The organism is Mycobacterium sp. IDR2000157661, from assembly GCF_022317005.1.
Taxonomy (GTDB): domain Bacteria; phylum Actinomycetota; class Actinomycetes; order Mycobacteriales; family Mycobacteriaceae; genus Mycobacterium.
In genome coordinates this window covers 4,940,300-4,957,467 of the sequence record NZ_CP081006.1, presented here as the reverse complement: position 1 = coordinate 4,957,467, position 17,168 = coordinate 4,940,300, and the positions used below count along the sequence as shown (strand labels likewise).

Genomic DNA, 17,168 nt, shown 5'->3' with positions numbered 1-17,168 from the left:
ACCAGGGAAGAAGGGTGTGCAGTGTCGTTGTTGACGGGTCAGACGGCGGTCGTCACCGGAGGCGCGCAGGGCCTCGGCTACGCGATCGCGGCGAAGTTCATCGATGAGGGCGCCCGGGTGGTGCTCGGCGACCTCGATCCGGCCGCGACCGAGGCCGCCGCCCAGCGGCTGGCCGGCCCCTCGAAAGATCCGGCGGCGGTCGCGGTACGCAGCGATGTGACCGCCGCCGCCGATGTCGAGGCGCTGGTGAACACCGCGCTGGAACGCTTCGGGCGGTTGGACGTGATGGTCAACAACGCCGGGATCACCCGCGACGCCACACTGCGCAAGATGACCGAGGAGCAGTTCGATCAGGTCATCGCCGTGCACCTGAAGGGCACGTGGAACGGGTTGAAGGCCGCGGCGGCGGTCATGCGGGAGAACAAGCGCGGAGCCATCGTGAACATGTCGTCGATCTCCGGCAAGATCGGCCTCGTCGGCCAGACCAACTACTCGGCGGCCAAGGCCGGCATCGTCGGGATGACCAAGGCGGCCGCCAAGGAACTGGCCCACCTCGGTGTGCGGGTCAACGCGATTCAGCCGGGCCTGATCAGATCGGCGATGACGGAGGCCATGCCGCAACACATCTGGGAACAGAAGCTGGCCGAGGTGCCGATGGGCCGCGCCGGTGAGCCCGACGAGGTCGCCAAGGTAGCGCTGTTCTTGGCCAGCGACCTGTCGTCGTACATGACCGGCACGGTCCTCGAGGTGACGGGCGGACGGCACATATGAGTGCCCGCGAGGCCGTCATCTGTGAGCCGGTACGGACTCCGATCGGCCGTTACGGGGGGATGTTCAAGTCGCTGACCGCCGTGGATCTCGGCGTCACCGCCCTCAAGGGCCTGCTCGACCGGACCGGGATCGACTCTGCCGCAATCGAAGACGTGATCCTCGGGCACTGCTATCCCAGCAGTGAGGCGCCGGCCATCGGCCGAGTGGTCGCGCTGGACGCCGGGCTTCCGGTGACGGTGCCGGGTATGCAGGTCGACCGGCGATGCGGGTCGGGGCTGCAGGCCGTCATCCAGGCCTGCCTGCAGGTGGCCAACGGTGACAACGATGTCGTGGTAGCGGGCGGTGCGGAGAGCATGAGCAACGTCGCGTTCTATTCCACCGACATGCGGTGGGGCGGGGCCCGCGGCGGGGTGCGGGTGCACGACGGGCTCGCGCGCGGCCGCACGACCGCGGGCGGTCGCCGCTATCCGGTGCCCGGAGGCATGCTGGAGACGGCGGAGAACCTGCGCCGCCAGTACGGCATCTCGCGCCAGGAGCAGGACGAGCTCGCGGTGAGCTCACACCATCGGGCCGTCGCCGCACAGAAGGACGGCGTCCTCGCCGAGGAGATCGTGCCCGTTACCCTGTCGACCAGACACGGCGACGAGGTCGTCGACACCGACGAGCACCCACGAGCGGACACCTCCGTGGAGTCGCTGGCCAAGTTGAAACCCGTTCTGCTGAAAAGTGATTCGGATGCCACGGTCACGGCAGGCAACGCCAGTGGCCAGAACGACGCCGCGTCCATGTGCCTGGTGACCACTCCTGACAAGGCCGGCGAGCTGGGATTGACCCCGCTGGTGCGCCTGGTGTCGTGGGGCTCGGCAGGGGTGGCGCCGAACGTCATGGGCATCGGCCCGGTGCCCGCCACCGAGGTGGCGTTGAGCAAGGCCGGGTTGACCCTCGGTGACATCGACGTGATCGAGCTGAACGAGGCGTTCGCGGCGCAGGCCCTCGCGGTGATGCGCGAGTGGAAATTCGGTCCGGCCGAACGGGATCGCACGAACGTCCGTGGCTCGGGCATCTCGCTCGGACACCCGGTCGGTGCGACGGGTGGCCGGATGCTGGCCACGCTGGCGCGGGAGATGAACAGGCGCGGTGCCCGCTACGGGTTGGAGACCATGTGCATCGGCGGCGGTCAGGGCCTGGCCGCGGTGTTCGAAAGGGTTGGCGCATGACGCGCCTCGCGCAGACCCTCGGCCTGACCGAGGTGCAGACGGAGATTCTGGCGACGGTGCGGCAGTTCGTCGACAAGGAGATCATCCCGAATGCTCCCGAGTTCGAGAGGACCGACACCTACCCGCAGCCCATCGTCGATGCGATGCGGGAGATGGGTCTGTTCGGGCTGATGATTCCCGAGGAGTACGGCGGCCTGGGCGAGTCGCTGCTGACCTACGCGCTGTGCGTGGAGGAACTCGCGCGCGGGTGGATGAGCATCTCCGGTGTGCTCAACACCCACTTCATCGTCGCCTACATGCTGCGCCAGCACGGCACCGATGCGCAGAAACAGCGGTACCTGCCGCGGATGGCGGTCGGTGAGACACGCGGCGCGTTCTCGATGTCCGAACCGGAACTCGGCTCGGACGTGGCGGCGATTCGCACCAGGGCCACCCGCGGTGCCGACGGCTCCTACACGATCGACGGCCAGAAGATGTGGCTGACCAACGGCGGAAGTTCCACGCTGATCGCCGTGCTGGTGCGGACCGACGAGGGCGCGGACAAACCGCATCGCAACCTGACCGCGTTCCTGGTCGAAAAGCCGGTCGGCTTCGGCGAAGTCGCGCCCGGGCTGACGATCCCCGGCAAGCTCGACAAGCTCGGCTACAAGGGGATCGACACCACCGAGCTGATCTTCGACGGCTACGTCGCCAAGGCCGACGACATCCTCGGCGAGGCACCGGGTCAGGGCTTCTTCCAGATGATGGACGGCATCGAGGTCGGCCGCGTCAACGTAGCTGCCAGGGCGTGCGGGGTGGGTATCCGGGCGTTCGAACTGGCGGTGCGATACGCCCAGCAGCGACACACTTTCGGCCGACCGATCGCCGAGCATCAGGCCATTGCGTTCCAGCTGGCCGAGATGGCCACGAAAGTCGAGGCCGCGCATCTGATGATGGTCAACGCCGCACGGCTGAAGGACTCCGGTGACCGCAACGACGTCGCCGCCGGAATGGCGAAGTACCTGGCCAGCGAACTGTGCTCGGAGGTGACACAGCAGAGCTTCCGGATCCACGGCGGCTACGGCTATTCGAAGGAATACGAGATCGAGCGGTTGATGCGCGATGCGCCTTTCCTGCTGATCGGCGAGGGCACCAGCGAGATCCAGAAGAACATCATCAGCAAGCGCCTGCTCGCCGACTACCGGATCTGACCGTGACCGTTCCGGAGTTCGCCGCTCGCCCGCAGCTGGCCGAGGACGTCGCGCGCTTCGTCCGCAAGCGGATCTTCGACGGCACCTATGCCGCGGGTGCGTACGTGCGGCTCGACCAACTGGCCGCGGAGTTGGGCATCAGCGTGACGCCGGTGCGCGAGGCGCTGTTCGAGCTGAAGGCCGAGGGGCTGCTGGCCCAGCAGCCGCGACGTGGGTTCGTCGTCTTGCCGGTGACCGGTCGTGACCTGAACGACGTGTCGAACGTGCAGGCCTACATCGGGGGTGAGCTCGCCGCACGGGCGGCGGCCAACATCACCGACGAGCAGTTGCGCGAGCTGCAGCGAATCCAGTCCGACCTGGAGGACGCCTACGCGCGCGGCGACGACGAGCGGGCGGTCCGGCTCAACCATGAGTTCCACCGGGCGATCAACGTCGCCGCCGACTCGCCGAAGCTCGCGCAGTTGATGTCTCAGATCACCCGTTACGCACCCGAATCCGTGTTCCCGATCATCGCGGGTTGGCCGGAGAAGTCCAATGCCCACCACCGGCGGCTGCTGACCGCGCTGCAGCAGCGCGACGAAGATCTCGCCCGCACCGCGATGTCCGAACATCTCGCCGAGGGCGCCGCGCCGCTGATCGACCACCTGACCGAACGCGGCGTGGTGAATCCGTCGAATGTAACGCCACGGCGGTGATCCGCCCGAACAGCGCCATGAGGTTACATTCGTCGCGCAGCGTCCAGCATTTCCCGCAGGCGGGGCACGTCGACCTTTCCGGTCGCTTTGCGCGGGATGTCGTCGTCGGAGCCGGCGGCCGCCCACACCGTCGGCACCTTGAACGCGCTCAACCGTTTGCGGGCCTCGTCACGCAACTCGTCGATGGGACGGTCGGCGATCACCACGGCGCCGACCGACCCATCCACATCGGTGACGAACGCGGCCCGCACCCCGTGGATCGACCGCAGCGCCTGTTCGACCTCGCTGGGGTAGACCGTCGCGCCACTCACCTTGAACATGTCGTCGCTGCGGCCGTGGTAGAACAGGAACCCGTCGTCGTCGAGGTGGCCGAGATCGCCCGTGGGGTAGTAGCCGTCGGGAGTGAACACGTCCTCGCGGCTGCGCCTGCATATCCCGCGCATGACGTGCGGCCCGCGGATCTGGATCTCGCCGATGGTCCCCGACGCCACCCGTGCTCCGCCGTCGAGGTCGACGATCCGCACTTCCATACCGTCGAACGGCTGGCCGCAACTGCCCCACGCCTGCCGCGGCATGTCGGTGTCGGCCGGGAATCCGCAGTAGGGGCCGAATGATTCGGTCATGCCGAACAGCTTCGCCCGAGCACCGGGCGCCGGACGCACGTCGTCGGGCAACAGCGCATCCAGGCTGCCGGGCCGCAGCGTCGACAGATCCGCACCCGCCGACGTCGATACCCGAGCCAACGCCTCCGCCTGGTCGGGCCATCCGCGAAACAGCGTGACCCGCTCGCGTTCGAGCAGCCGCAGCGTCGCTTCCGGACGCGGCGCCGGTTCGGTCACCAGGGTGGCCCCGGCCAGCAGCGCCGACAGGATGCCGCTGCCGAAACCGCCCACCCAGAAGAACGGCATCGGCAGGTACAGGCGGGTGTCGGCGTCGACGCAGCGGGCCCGCAGCCCGGACCGCACCGCACCCAGCGCGTTACCGTGCGAGTGGATGACGCCCTTCGGCGGGCCGCAGCTTCCGGAGGTGAACATGATGGCGAGCGTGTCGCTCGGCGTGACGGTGGCAGCGAGCGCGTCGACCACAGCGGTGTCGGCGGCCGGCGTGAACGCATCGGCGCGCCAGACCTCTTGAAGTGCAGGCAGTTTCGAACGCCAGCTCGCGACGTCGCCGAGGTACCGGTGCCCGCGGAACTCTTCGACGGCGATGAGGAATTGCACCGAGGCCATCCGCAACTGGGCTGCCAGTTCCGGCGGCTGCAGCAGCGTGCTCAGTGGCACCAGCACCGCCCCGATGCGGGACAGCGCCGTGGCGATCAGGACCCACTCGACGCCGTTGGGCATGACGAGCCCGACCCGGGTGCCCTTGCTGACTCCGGTCGCGACCAATCCCGCGGCGAGTTCTCTTGTGCTGAGGTCGAGTTGCGCATAGGTGAGGCGCGCGGCCGGATCGATCACGGCGGCTTTGGCGCCGTCGTCGGCCGCCCGGCGCCGGATCAGCGCGTCGATGGTGTCAGTCATCGAACACCTCAGCCAGCCGCGCAATGTCCACCTTGCCGCTCGACATGACCGGAACCGCAGCGACCACGGCGAACCGACGAGGAATCTTGTACGACGACAACACCTCTGCCAGCCTGTCGCGTAACACCGCCTCGTCGAACCCGGTGCTCTCCTCCTGCACGATGACCGCCGCGACCACCTGGCCGCGTTGCGGATCCGGGAGCCCCATGACGTGGGCGACCGTGCCGCCGGTGACCTTGGCGATGGCGCGCTCCACCTCGGCAGGTGCGACGTTGGCGCCTGCGGTCTTGATCATCGCGCCGCGGCGCCCGACGAAGTACACGTAGCCGTCGGCGTCGGTGCGCACGAGATCGCCGGTGTGGAACCAGCCGTCGGGGTCGAAGCACTCCTCGCGGCTGCGCTTGTAGTAGCGCTGCATCAGGTACGGCCCGCGCACCCACAGCTCTCCGACCTCGCCGACGTCCACGGTGCGGCCGGTATCCGGATCGACGACCTTGGTGTCGAAGCCCGGCGTGGGCCGGCCGAAAGAGCCACGCCGGTGCTCGGGCTGATCGGACTCGTCGTCGCTGATCGTGATGACGCTGCCGGTCTCGGTCATGCCCAACATGGTGTGGCGCAGTTCGGGGTCGGCGGGCCGCACGTCGGGTGCCATGATCGGGTACAGGTTGCCGCGGCGCATCGACGAGAGGTCGCGGTGCGGCAGGCTGGGATGGCGGGCCAGGGCTGCGATGCCCGCGACGAACCCGTTGGTCATCGTCGGCCTCACCGCCTCGATGAGGTCGAGCGTCTCGCCGGCATCGGAGGCGTTGGAACACACCAGGGTTGCGCCCGCGAGCACTGTCGCCAGGATCGAGAACGCGAACCCGCCCACCCAGAAGAACGGCGAATTGCAGAACAGCCGGTCGGATGCCCGCAGGCCGCGGATCGCGTTGAGTACCACCTGGTGGTCGAGCAGTGAGGCGTGCGTGTGCACGACGCCCTTCGGGGCGCTGGTCGAACCCGAGGTGTAGATGATCGCCAGGACGTCGGAAGGCTCGACGTCGTCCTCGAGCGCGGCGAGTAGCGCTTCGCCGACCCGCTGCGGGGGCTCGGTGTCGATGAGGACGTGACGCAGCAGTGGGAGTCCGGTCCGGTCGGCCAGCCGCTGCCGGTAGTCATGCGACCGGAAGGATGCGGTGCCCAGCAGGATCTGCACGTCGGCGTGGGCGAGTTGCTCACACATCTCCGGCGCCGTGGCGAACGTCGAGACCGGGATGACCGTGGCCCCGATACGTGCGGCGGCCAGCATCGCGACGATGAACGCGGAACCGTTGGGATAAAGCACGCCGACGTGGGTGCCCTTGCCCGCGCCGAGCGCGATCAAACCCCGTGCGAGCATGGCGGAGCGCCGATCGGCCTCGGCGTACGTGAGACGGTCGTCGTCGCAGACCAACAGCGGGTGTGCGCCGCGGGCACGGGCCTGGCCGCGCAGCGCGGCGCGGAGCGTCAGGCCCTCAGCCATGGTCGCCGGTGAAGAATCGTCGCACGGCCGCCAGGTCCGGCTTGCCAGACGGGGTGCGTGGCAGGTGGTCAACGATCGCTATATGGGTCGGAATCTCATACGGAGCCAACCTGCTTCGCAGATAGTCGATCAGCTGTGGCGACTCGACGGGCCGGCGGGGCTCGACCATGGCGACAGGGACTTCCCCGAGCCGAGCGTCACGGCTTCCGACCACGGCGGCGTCCCGGACGGCCGGGTGGCTCTCCAGCGCGGCGCGCACGTCGTCGGGCATCACCTTGAACCCGCCGCGAATGATCGCCTGGTCGGCGCGGCCCACGATCCAGATGAACCCGTCCGTGTCGATGCGGGCCAGGTCGGTCGTGCGCATCCACTCCGCGTCGGCGCCCAGTTGTCCGGGCCTGACCTCCAGCAGGCCGACCTCGCCGGGTTTCAGCGGATCGCCGTCGTCGTCGACGACGCGCAGGTGCGCGCCGGGGCTGGCTCGACCGACACTGCCGCGCTTGTCGTGCCAGTGGTCACGGTAGTCGGCCAGCGTCCAGCCGGCGACACCACCGCCGAATTCGGTTGCCGCGTAGGAGGTCAGGACCGGGATACCGAACTTGCCGGTGAACGCGTCGGCGTCGTCGGCGGACAACGGCGCAGTGCCGCAGGTGACGGCCCGGACGCCGGCGAGGTCGTCGCGGGTCAGATCGGAGTGCAGCACCGCGCGCAGGGCGGCAGGCACCAGGGAGACGGCCGCCGGCTTGTGCCTGCGCACGGCGTCGGCCCACCGGTCCAACTCGAAGCGATCGAGCAACGCGAACGACCTGCCCGCACAGACGGATTGCAGGACGCGGAACACTCCACCGATATGCACCAGAGGCGCATTGACGATCGCGACGCCACGCCGCAGAGTTCGCGGTGGGGACGCCGTTTCGAACGCAGGCCCGACCACGCTGTACGCCAGCATGTCGTAGGTCAGATCGATCCGCTTGGGTGGTCCAGTGGTGCCGCTGGTGAGCATCCGCACCGCTATGTCCGCGGGCCCGTCGGCGGCGCCCGGCAGGTCGGCGGCCGTGATGGGGGTTGTGAAGCCGTCCAGCGCCACGGTGGTGGTGTCGGTTGTGGACACGAGTCGGGCGAGATCGGCGTGCCGGCCGATGATCAGCGGCAGGCGCAGTGCGTCGATGTCGGCGCGCACGCGGTCGTCCCCGCGGGTCGGGTTGATGACCACGGCGGTGCCGCCGCCCACCAGCACGCCCAGCAGGCCCGCCACGTGCGCGGGGCGGTTGCGCAGCAGCATCCCGACCCGCCGGCCGGCCGGCGCGAACGACGCGATCCGCCTGGCGAGCGCATTGACCTCACCCCAACTGCACCACGCTCCGTCGTACTCGATCGCCCGTGCCGAGGGGTCCAGGGCCAGGACGTCGGCGATGTGCGTGCTTAGCGGATGACCCCGCATCAGCGAATCCTCGGAGACTTCGTCGGATCGGCGGGTCGGGCCGCCAGTTCGGCCTGTCCCAGCGGGTTGCCGAGCCGGGTGTAGATCAGGTTCTGCTCCATGGCCGCGCGGTACGGCTTCTCCAGCGACTCCCAGATCGCCTTCACAGTGCCCTGTGTCGCCGACGGGGGCTTCGCGGCGATGGCCGTTGCGATCTCGTGTGCGCGCAGCCAGAGGCGATCCGCCTCGACGACCTCCGACACCAGGCCGATGCGAAGTGCCGTCTGCGCGCTCACCCGTTCGTCGTTGCCCATCAACGCGATCCGCAGCGTCTCGCCGAGGCCCACCCGGCGCATCAGCCCGACCGGCTCCAGAGCGCACACCAGGCCGGCGCTGACGTGCGAGTCGAAGAACGTGGCGTCCTGCGAGCAGATCACGACGTCGGATTCGTTGAGGAAGTAGAACGCCCCGGCCGTGCAGATGCCCTGCACCGCGCACACCACCGGCTTCCACATCTTCTGCCACTTCGGGCTCAGGTACTCGCCCGGATCCTCGTGGTGCCAGACGTTGTCGGGCTGGCCGAACGCCGTCTTGACGTCCAGGCCCGCGCTGAACGCACGATCACCGGCGGCGCGCAGCACGATCGCATTGACCGAGTCGTCGAGCCTGACCCTGCGCCACGCCTCCGCCATCTCCCCGCACATGGTGCGGTCGAACGCGTTGAGCCGGTCCGGGCGGTTCAGCGTGATCGCGGCGACGCGATCGACGGGATCGACGTCGAGTCGAATCGTCTCGAAGCCGGTCATCGGCACCGCCAGTTCGGTGCGCGTTTCTCCATGAACGCCTTCGGGCCCTCTCGGGCGTCGTCGGTGCGCACCACGCGCTCGCGGAATGTCTCGGCGAGGATCTCGGCTTCGTGCAGCGGCAGGTCGAGGGTCTTGTGGACGGCCAGCCGGGTGCCCCGCACAGCCAGCGGCGCATTCGAGTTGACGATGTCGGCGATCTCGTGGGCGCGTTCGAGCAGCCGGTCGTGCTCGACGACCTCGCTGATCATGCCGAGCTCGTAGGCCCGCTCGGCGCTCATTCGTTCGTGCTTGCCCATCAGCGCCATGCGCAGCGCGATGTTGCGGGGGAGCACTCGGGCCAGCCGGACCATCTCGCGGCCCGCCACCAGGCCGATGCTGACGTGCGGATCGAAGAAGGTGGCCTTGTCCGAGGCGATCGCGATGTCACCGGTGGTGATCCAATCCAGGCCGGCGCCGCAGCACAGTCCGTTGACTGCCGTGAGCACCGGCTTGGCCATCCGGCGAAACGGCGGCGTGCCCTCCTGCGGGGCCTCCCACTGGTCATAGGTGGTCAGGTAGGGCCGCTCGTAGATCACCCGGCCGTCCTCGGGGATCTCGCCGACGTCGGCTCCGGTGCAGAAGGCGCGACCGGTCCCGGTGACGATGACGATCCAGATGTCGTCGTTGTTCTCGGCCTCGTGGTAGGCGGCGCGCAGTTCGGAGATCATGTTCGGGCTCAGCGCATTGAGCGCGCCGGGCCGGTTCAGCGTGATGGTCGCCTTGTGCCCGTCGACCGCGTAGATGATGTCGTCGAATGTCATCGTTGCTTCCCTGAATCAGCGTCCGGTGAACTCCGGCGGGCGCTTCTTCCGAAACGCCGCCAGTCCCTCTCTGAAATCGGTTGTCCGGCAAGACAGCTCGACGTTGAACAGTTCCTGTGTCATCGCCTGCGCAAGCGAGGCGTGCTGGGCGTAGTGGAGGCCCTGCTTGGTCAGGCCGATCGCGGCCGTCGGCCCGGCGGCGAGCCGGTCGACGAGTTCGTCGCTGACCGCGTCGAGTTCGGAGCCGGGCACCGCCTGGTGGATCAGCCCCCAGTCGGCCGCGTCGGCGCCGCTCACCTTCTCGCCGAGCACCAGCATGCGACGGGCGCGGGCCGGACCGACGAGTCTCGGCAGCAGCCACGTCGCTCCCGAGTCCGGGCTGAAACCGCGGCCGACGAACGGCTCCCAGAACAGCGCGTCGTCGGTGGCGACCGCGAAGTCGGCGGCCAGTGCCAGATTGCAGCCCAGCCCGACCGCCCACCCGCGCACGCTGCACACCACCGGCAGCTGCATCGTGTGCACCAGCTCGACGACCCGGTTCGCGGTGTGAGGGATACGGCGGACCAGATCGCCGGTGCGCGGGCGTTGTCCCGTGACGTTAGTGGCCACCCAGTCCGCTCCCGTGCAGAAGTCGGCGCCGGCGCCGCGGATATGGACGGCGCGCAGTGAGTCGTCGGTGGCGGCGTCGGTCAGTGCTGCCACCAGGTCGTCAACCATGCGGTGGCTGAGCGCATTTCGACGGTGCGGCCGGTCGAGCGTGACGCGCAGGATCGCACTTTCGCGCGATGTCGTCACCATGCCCTCGCCGGCCGCTTCGGTCACCGTTGATTCCGCCGATCTGTCGCTATACGGTTAGTCATACAGTATTGCTATCTTGTACAAGTTAGCAAGGAAACCTCATCGAGTGAAAGGGCAAGCGATGATCGACAGCAGGCCCCGATTCGGCGAGCAACCCCTTCCTCAGACGGTCGCGGCGGCAGGCGCGATCCGCCGGCTGAGCGGGCTCCTGCTGTCGATGGAACATGAACACCCGACGGTGGACACGATGCTGACGCAGATGGCCGCGTGGGAGCGCGAATTGGCCCTGGCGGCCGCACCCGACCCCACTCCACGGATCGGTCCGGACGCCGCCGCCACCCAACGCGTGTATCTCGACCACGCCTTCGATGTCGGGGCCTACAACCCTGCGTTCCCCGAGTACACCTTCGACCGCCTCGATGCCGACATCGCCGCCGGGCGCGTCGTGTTCCCCGTCGTCTTCGAGGGGCCGCCCGGCCTGGTGAACGGCGGCTTCCTCGCCGTGTTCTTCGATAGCGTCACCCAGCACCACAGCTGCGCGTCGGGACGGACCGGGAAGACGAGGGCGCTGAGCGTGAAGTTCCGCCGCCCGACCCCCATCCTCACCGAGTTGCGATTCGACGTGACCCGTGTCGAGGAGGACGGCCGGGTGACGTCGACAGCCCGGCTGCTGTCGAGCGACGAGGTGCTGTGCATCGGCGAATTCGCCACCGCGGCATCGCCGCCCGAGCAGCTCTCGGTCTTCGACTACGGCCGGCGGGGCCCGAGCGCATGACCGGTGTCCGCATCCGGCCGCCGCGCATCGCCGAGATCATCGCCGCGCGACTGCGCGACGACATCCTGACCGGACGCCTCAAGGAGGGCGACGTGCTGCCGTCGCAGGACGGTCTGCTCGCCGAGTTCGGCGTCAGCCCGCCGGCGCTGCGGGAGGCCATCCACATGCTCGAGATGGACGGCCTCATCTCGGTGCGGCGCGGCAACATGGGCGGGGCGATCGTGCACCTGCCGTCGGCCGACCGCACCGCGCACATGATCAGCATGGTGCTGCAGGCGCGCTCGGCGACACCGGCCGACGTCAGCGGTGCGCTTCTGCATCTCGAGCCGATCTGCGCGGGCATGTGCGCCGCCCGGGCCGATCGAGAGACCGAGGTCGTGGCTTACCTCCAAGACGAGATCGACACGCAGATAGAGCATTTCGACGACCCGGCGCGGTATGTGCCGAACGCCAGGCGCTTCCACGAGGCGATCGTCTCGCGGTGCGGCAACGAGCCGATGATCCTGCTGATCGGCTCGCTGGAGTTGATCTGGTCGGCGCACGAGTCCGCGGTGTGGGCCGACGAGAACAACCCCGTCGACCCGCTCAACCGCAAGACGATGCGCGCCGCGTTGCGCGATCACCAGCGGCTGCTCGACGCGATCCGTGACGGCAACGAGGCGAGGGCGGTCCGGCTGGCCGCCGACCATCTCGCGGCCGCGCGGCGCAACACGCTGGCCGTGGGCGCCGACCGGACCATCGAGGCCAGACTCATCTCCGATGCGCAGTGAGGACAGTCGATGACCGCCACCGCCGATGACCGCGTGCTGTTCGACGTCGACCGCGAACAGCGGATCGCGACCATCACGTTCAACAACCCCGCCCAGCGCAACTCCTACGACGCGGCGATGCGCGATGCGATCGCTCGCTGCCTGGACGTCGTCGCCGACGACGACGACATCACCGTCGTGCTCCTGCGCGGCGCCGACGGGGTTTTCAGCACCGGGGCGGATATGAACAACGCCTACGGCTGGTACGGCGACCGCCAGGAGGGGAACAAGCGGCCGAGCCAGCGCAGGCGGCTGACCGTCGACCGCAAATCGTTCGGCTTCTACCACAACTTCATGGGGTTCCCGAAGGTGACAGTGGGGGAGATCAGCGGGTACGCGCTCGGGGGCGGGTTCGAGATGGCGCTGATGACCGACATCTCGGTGATCGCCCGAGACACCAGGATCGGTATGCCCGCGACCCGGTTCCTGGGGCCTGCACTCGGCAGCCTGCACATGTTCTTCCATCGGCTGGGTCCGGTACTGGCGCGACGACTGCTGCTGACCGGAGACATCATCGAGGCGGGCGCGGTCGAGCACCTCGGCGTGTTCACCGACACCTGTGATGCCGGCAAGGTCCCGGCGAGGGCGCGCTACTGGGCCCAGAAGGCGGCGAAGATGCCCGCCGACGGTGTGGTGATCGCGAAGGAGGCGTTCCGGCTCGTCGAGCAGACCCAGGCCTATCAGGGCGAAGAAGTGGCCAGTTATCTGTTCCACGCCTACGGGACGAACCTGCAGTTCGCCGAGGGTGAGTTCAACTTCGTCAAGACCCGCGCGCAGCACGGCACCAAGGAGGCGTTCCGGCTGCGTGACGAGCATTTCCACGTGCCCGAGCCGGATTGACCGCCCTCGGTATCGCAAGCTATACACAACCTGCTAGTTTTGTAACGTCGCTAACGTCGAACCCCGAGGTGGAGAACATGCGCGAACCCGTCATCGTCGGTGCAACCCGGACCGCGATCGGTCGTTCCTTCAAGGGCACGCTGGTCAACACCCCACCCGAGACGTTGATCACCACGGTCCTGCCCGAGGTGATCCGCCGCTCGGGGATCGACCCGCAGGCCATCGACGACATCATCTTCGCCGAATCGCATTACGGCGGCGGCGATCTCGCCCGCTATGCGGCCGACGCCATCGGCCTGCACGACGTGCCCGGCCAGTCGGTCAACCGGCACTGCGCAGGCAGTCTCACCGCCATCGGCAATGCGGCGGCGCAGATCGGCTCCGGGATGGAGCGCGCGCTGATCGCCGGTGGTGTGCAGTCGCTGTCGATGACTCCGCTGGTGAACTGGCGCATCCCCGGCCCCGAGCTGAAGTTCGAGGAGCGCTGGATGCCGCCGACGCACGTCGAGACGCCCGACGCTCCCTGCCGCGACATGTCGATCACCGTCGGCTGGAACACCGCCCAGGCGGCGGGCATCAGCCGTGAGGACATGGACGCGTGGGCGGCGCGGTCGCACCAGCGCGCCGTCGCCGCTCAGGACGCCGGCAAGTTCGCCGACGAGATCGTGCCGCTCAAGGTCGAGCAGTTCGACGGTTCGGTGATCGACTTCAGCGTCGACGAGCATCCGCGCCGGGACACCACCGTCGAGAAGCTGGCCGGCCTCAAGGTGCTGCACCCGGAGATCGAGGGCTTCTCCATCACCGCGGGCAACAGCAGCGGCACCAACGACGCTGCCGCCGCGGTCGCCCTCGTCGACAGCGAGTACGCCGCCGCCGAGAACCTCACCCGGATGGCTGCCGTGAGGGCCTGGGCCGCAGCGGGCGTCCCGCCTCGCGACTGCGGACTGGGCGCGGTGAAGGTGATCGGCAAGGTGCTCGACCGCGCCGGCCTCAAACCGTCCGACGTGGCGCTGTGGGAGATCAACGAGGCGTTCGCCTCCGTGCCGATCGCCGCTTGCCGCGAGTACGGCATCGACGAGGAACTGGTGAACTTCTCCGGAAGTGGTTGCAGCCTAGGCCATCCCATCGCCGCATCGGGGGCGCGGATGGTCACGACACTGGTGTACGAGCTGCAGCGGCGAGGTGGCGGAATCGGTGTCGCCGCGATGTGCGCGGGTGGCGGCCAGGGCGGCGCCGTCGTCGTCGAGGTCTGACGCTACTTCCGCGACTTCTTCGCGGGCTCGGCCTCGATCAATCGAGAGGCATGGTCGAGGATGCACTCGAGGCCGAACTCGAAGTTCTTCTCGTCGGCGACGCCGATGTGGTGACCCTTTTCGGTGACCAACGCCAGCAGCGGAGTGCTGTCGGCGTCGATGGTCATGGTCTCCTCGAGGTCACTGGGACCCTCGTCGGCGGCGCGGTTCTTCTCACGCAGGCGGTGCAGCACCACCGATCCGCGAACATGCACCGACACCGCCGAGTAGGTGTCGAACGCGTCCTCGGCCGACAGCCCAGCTTCGACGAGGCTCGCGATCGCCTTCTCCACTTCCTGCACGCCCACCTTGGCGGTCCTGGGACTCAGCGCGGACCGGATGAGAATCAAGTCACACAGAATCGGGCTGCCCATGAACGTCTTTCGCATCGCCCGCGCGTGATTGCGCAGCGTCTCGCGCCAGTCCTTGGCCTCGACATACGGCGTTGCGAAGACGTACTGGCGCAACGCGCGGTCCGTCATCGCGTTGAGCAGGTCGTCCTTCTTGCGGAAGTACCAGTAGATGCTCGTGACGCCGACGCCGAGGTGCTTGCCGAGCAACGGCATGGACAAGTTGTCGATGCCGACCTGCTCAGCGAGTTCGAAAGCGCCCTTGATGATGTCGTCGGGGTTGATGGATCCGCGCTCGCGTCGTTGACGCTTCTCGGCGGTCGCCTGCCTCGCCACGTAGGGCACCTCCATCGAATCAGCCGCGCGCGCAGCCCCCGCGGACGGGGTTGGTGGACTTGAATCTACCGGCAACTGGCCTCTGATCTGCGCCTATGCAGATGAGTCGGCCGCCCGGTCCTAGCCGTCAACCATACCGGGAGCCCCTTTGCCGACGGGTCCCGCGGTCTTTCCGCTGTTCTACTGTAAGTCATATAGTAAGGTTCTCCAGGCTATCAGGTCGGCGAACACCCGAAAGTGACGTGACGACAGCATGGATCTCGGGCTGAGAGACGCCGCAGCCGTCGTGGTCGGTGGCGGACGCGGGATGGGTCTGGCCGCCGCGCGGTGCCTGGCCGAGGACGGCGCCAGGATCGCCGTCGTCGGGCGGACCCCGGCCGTCGGGTCGGACGCCGCCACGGCGCTCACCGAATGCGGCAGCCCTGACGCCATCGGCCTGACCGCCGACATCACCGACGCCGCACAGGTGCAACGGGTCTTCGGTGAAATCGGCGAGCGCTGGAACGGCGAGCTCAACATCCTCGTCAACGCCGTCGGGCCCGAGTCCGTCGGAACCTTCGAGGAGCTCACCGACGAGCAGTGGCGTGGCGCCTTCGACGGCGGCGTGCCGGGCATGGTGCACTGTGTTCGATCGGCGTTGCCCCTGCTGCCCGCGTACACCGCCGCCAAGGCCGCGCTGACGAGCGTGTCCAAGAACTTGTCGCTGTTGCTGGCGAAGGACGAGATCACGGTCAACGTGGTCTCACCCGGTCCAGTTCGCTCGGGCCGGCCTGTCCGGCGAAATCGGGCCCGTCGTGGCGTTTCTCGCATCACAGCGCAACTCGTACATGACCGGTGCCAACGTCAACGTCGACGGGGGCAGCGATTTCACCTGACTGCACCTGAGACGTCATCGAGGAGGTGATCATGGCGACGGCCAATGAGGCGCGAGAGTGGGCCCGTGTCCACCTGCGCGGTATCGGCGACTCGTTGTACACGCCGTTCTGCGGCGAGGACGGCGACGACATCGACTGGGACGCTTATCGAGTTCTTGTGCGGCACTGCGTCGGTGAACTACGCCACCCGCTGCTGTGGTGCACGAGCGGCATCGCCGAGTTCTGGTCGCTGACCCTCGATGAGCGAAAACGCCTGCTGGAGATGGCGATCGAGGTGGGGCGCGCAGCCAACCCGGATGTCGTCGTGCAGGCCTGCACCGGTTCGGTGACCGCCAAGGACACCCTCGAGCTGACGCTGCACGCGCAGCAGGCGGGCGCCGACATCGTGTACATCCAGACGCCGATGATGGAAGCCCACGGCGGCGAGGGTGTGCTGCGCTTCTTTCGGTACATCGCCGATCGCACCGACATCGCGCTGGGCATGTTCAACTCGCCGTCGTCGGGATACGTGCTGACACCGGCGGAGAGCGCCCGTATCTACGAGGAGATCCCGGCCGTCTGTGCGACCAAGGAGGGCGCGTTCCGGCCGGCAGCGAGCCGAATGTTGCACGAGTTGGCGCCAGGCCTGGCGGTTTGGGAGTGCGACAAGACGGTCTATCGGGCGGGTTGGCTGCGGGACGGGATCGTCTGCCCGGCGCAACTCGGCACCGCCGGCTACCTGTTCGAGACACCTACGCACCGCCCGTTCTCGGAGTACTGGGACCTGATCGTCAGCGGGCAGCTCGTCGAGGCGATGGACTTCGCGCGGGATTCGGGCTTGGACCGGTTCGACCTGGACCTGGGTTCATGGTTCACCTGCTACCCCGGCCGGCCCGACTACTTCACCCACTGGGGCGGCGCGTTCAAATACGCCGCCTCAGTGCTCGGTCTGCCGATCGGTGCGTACCCACATTCGCGGCCTCCGCAGGCGAAGCTGCCCGACGTGGCGAAGGCGCAGATCGACGCGGCATACAAGCGGTTCGGGGTCGTCCACCTCTGAGCGGTGCGACGCTCGCGCAGCGGCACGAAGCGGCGTCACGATCCAGACTGTGAAATGACGCTTGGGGGCAGCCGGTACCGGCTACCCCCAACCGCGGGCCTTCGTCGCCGAAGGATCACTTCAATTCGGTTCCG

16 protein-coding genes and 1 pseudogene are annotated in these 17,168 nt (G+C 68.1%); 10 read left to right on the top strand and 7 right to left on the bottom strand.

Going from position 1 to position 17,168, the window contains the following annotated elements; all coding sequences use genetic code 11:
* Positions 1-21 precede the first annotated feature (21 nt).
* Genes fabG through K3G64_RS25385 form a run of 4 tightly spaced genes read left to right on the top strand, consistent with a single transcriptional unit; the run spans position 22 to position 3,873 of the window.
* Positions 22-771: a 3-oxoacyl-ACP reductase FabG gene (gene fabG, locus K3G64_RS25400; RefSeq protein ID WP_238888325.1), complete on the top strand. Its 750-nt coding sequence runs from the start codon at positions 22-24 to the stop codon at positions 769-771.
* Complete coding sequence (locus K3G64_RS25395; protein WP_238888324.1) at positions 768-1,988, top strand: acetyl-CoA C-acetyltransferase; 1,221 nt, start codon at positions 768-770, stop codon at positions 1,986-1,988. The genes fabG and K3G64_RS25395 overlap by 4 nt, the downstream gene beginning before the upstream one ends.
* Complete coding sequence (locus K3G64_RS25390) at positions 1,985-3,178, top strand: acyl-CoA dehydrogenase family protein (RefSeq protein ID WP_238888323.1); 1,194 nt, start codon at positions 1,985-1,987, stop codon at positions 3,176-3,178. The genes K3G64_RS25395 and K3G64_RS25390 overlap by 4 nt, the downstream gene beginning before the upstream one ends.
* 2 nt (positions 3,179-3,180) lie before the next feature.
* Positions 3,181-3,873 (top strand): GntR family transcriptional regulator, encoded by a 693-nt coding sequence (locus K3G64_RS25385; protein ID WP_238888322.1) that lies wholly within the window; start codon positions 3,181-3,183, stop codon positions 3,871-3,873.
* A gap of 23 nt (positions 3,874-3,896) precedes the next feature.
* Here K3G64_RS25385 and K3G64_RS25380 read toward each other — a convergent pair whose 3' ends face one another.
* Genes K3G64_RS25380 through K3G64_RS25355 form a run of 6 tightly spaced genes read right to left on the bottom strand, consistent with a single transcriptional unit; the run spans position 3,897 to position 10,718 of the window.
* Positions 3,897-5,393, bottom strand: coding sequence for a class I adenylate-forming enzyme family protein (locus K3G64_RS25380; RefSeq protein ID WP_238888321.1), 1,497 nt, complete (start codon positions 5,391-5,393; stop codon positions 3,897-3,899).
* Positions 5,386-6,894 carry a class I adenylate-forming enzyme family protein gene (locus tag K3G64_RS25375; protein ID WP_238888320.1) on the bottom strand — a complete coding sequence of 503 codons (1,509 nt, stop codon included), beginning with the start codon at positions 6,892-6,894 and terminating at the stop codon, positions 5,386-5,388. Before K3G64_RS25375 ends, K3G64_RS25380 begins: the two co-directional genes overlap by 8 nt.
* Positions 6,887-8,335, bottom strand: coding sequence for a class I adenylate-forming enzyme family protein (locus K3G64_RS25370; protein ID WP_238888319.1), 1,449 nt, complete (start codon positions 8,333-8,335; stop codon positions 6,887-6,889). The genes K3G64_RS25375 and K3G64_RS25370 overlap by 8 nt, the downstream gene beginning before the upstream one ends.
* Positions 8,335-9,120 (bottom strand): enoyl-CoA hydratase/isomerase family protein, encoded by a 786-nt coding sequence (locus tag K3G64_RS25365; protein WP_238888318.1) that lies wholly within the window; start codon positions 9,118-9,120, stop codon positions 8,335-8,337. Before K3G64_RS25365 ends, K3G64_RS25370 begins: the two co-directional genes overlap by 1 nt.
* Positions 9,117-9,920 carry an enoyl-CoA hydratase/isomerase family protein gene (locus tag K3G64_RS25360; protein ID WP_238888317.1) on the bottom strand — a complete coding sequence of 268 codons (804 nt, stop codon included), beginning with the start codon at positions 9,918-9,920 and terminating at the stop codon, positions 9,117-9,119. The genes K3G64_RS25365 and K3G64_RS25360 overlap by 4 nt, the downstream gene beginning before the upstream one ends.
* Before the next feature lie 15 nt (positions 9,921-9,935).
* Positions 9,936-10,718 carry an enoyl-CoA hydratase/isomerase family protein gene (locus K3G64_RS25355; protein WP_238951014.1) on the bottom strand — a complete coding sequence of 261 codons (783 nt, stop codon included), beginning with the start codon at positions 10,716-10,718 and terminating at the stop codon, positions 9,936-9,938.
* A gap of 121 nt (positions 10,719-10,839) precedes the next feature.
* Here K3G64_RS25355 and K3G64_RS25350 point away from each other — a divergent pair, with 121 nt between their 5' ends.
* From K3G64_RS25350 to K3G64_RS25335, 4 genes are all read left to right on the top strand, one after another.
* On the top strand, positions 10,840-11,493 hold the full coding sequence (locus K3G64_RS25350; RefSeq protein ID WP_238888316.1) for a hypothetical protein: 654 nt from the start codon (positions 10,840-10,842) through the stop codon (positions 11,491-11,493).
* A complete protein-coding gene (locus K3G64_RS25345; RefSeq protein ID WP_238888315.1) occupies positions 11,490-12,263 on the top strand; it encodes a FadR/GntR family transcriptional regulator in 774 nt (257 codons plus the stop codon). Before K3G64_RS25350 ends, K3G64_RS25345 begins: the two co-directional genes overlap by 4 nt.
* 9 nt (positions 12,264-12,272) lie before the next feature.
* On the top strand, positions 12,273-13,142 hold the full coding sequence (locus tag K3G64_RS25340; protein ID WP_238888314.1) for an enoyl-CoA hydratase/isomerase family protein: 870 nt from the start codon (positions 12,273-12,275) through the stop codon (positions 13,140-13,142).
* A 77-nt stretch (positions 13,143-13,219) separates the two neighbouring features.
* Complete coding sequence (locus K3G64_RS25335; RefSeq protein WP_238888313.1) at positions 13,220-14,395, top strand: thiolase family protein; 1,176 nt, start codon at positions 13,220-13,222, stop codon at positions 14,393-14,395.
* A gap of 2 nt (positions 14,396-14,397) precedes the next feature.
* On the opposite strand, the gene K3G64_RS25330 is transcribed toward K3G64_RS25335, so the two are convergent.
* Positions 14,398-15,135: a TetR/AcrR family transcriptional regulator gene (locus K3G64_RS25330; protein WP_370647045.1), complete on the bottom strand. Its 738-nt coding sequence runs from the start codon at positions 15,133-15,135 to the stop codon at positions 14,398-14,400.
* Between the two features lie 238 nt (positions 15,136-15,373).
* On the opposite strand from K3G64_RS25330, the pseudogene K3G64_RS25325 reads away from it, so the two are divergent.
* Both K3G64_RS25325 and K3G64_RS25320 read left to right on the top strand, forming a co-directional pair.
* Positions 15,374-15,995, top strand: a pseudogene (locus K3G64_RS25325) (SDR family NAD(P)-dependent oxidoreductase).
* A 31-nt stretch (positions 15,996-16,026) separates the two neighbouring features.
* On the top strand, positions 16,027-17,034 hold the full coding sequence (locus tag K3G64_RS25320) for a dihydrodipicolinate synthase family protein (protein WP_238888311.1): 1,008 nt from the start codon (positions 16,027-16,029) through the stop codon (positions 17,032-17,034).
* Positions 17,035-17,168 lie beyond the last annotated feature (134 nt).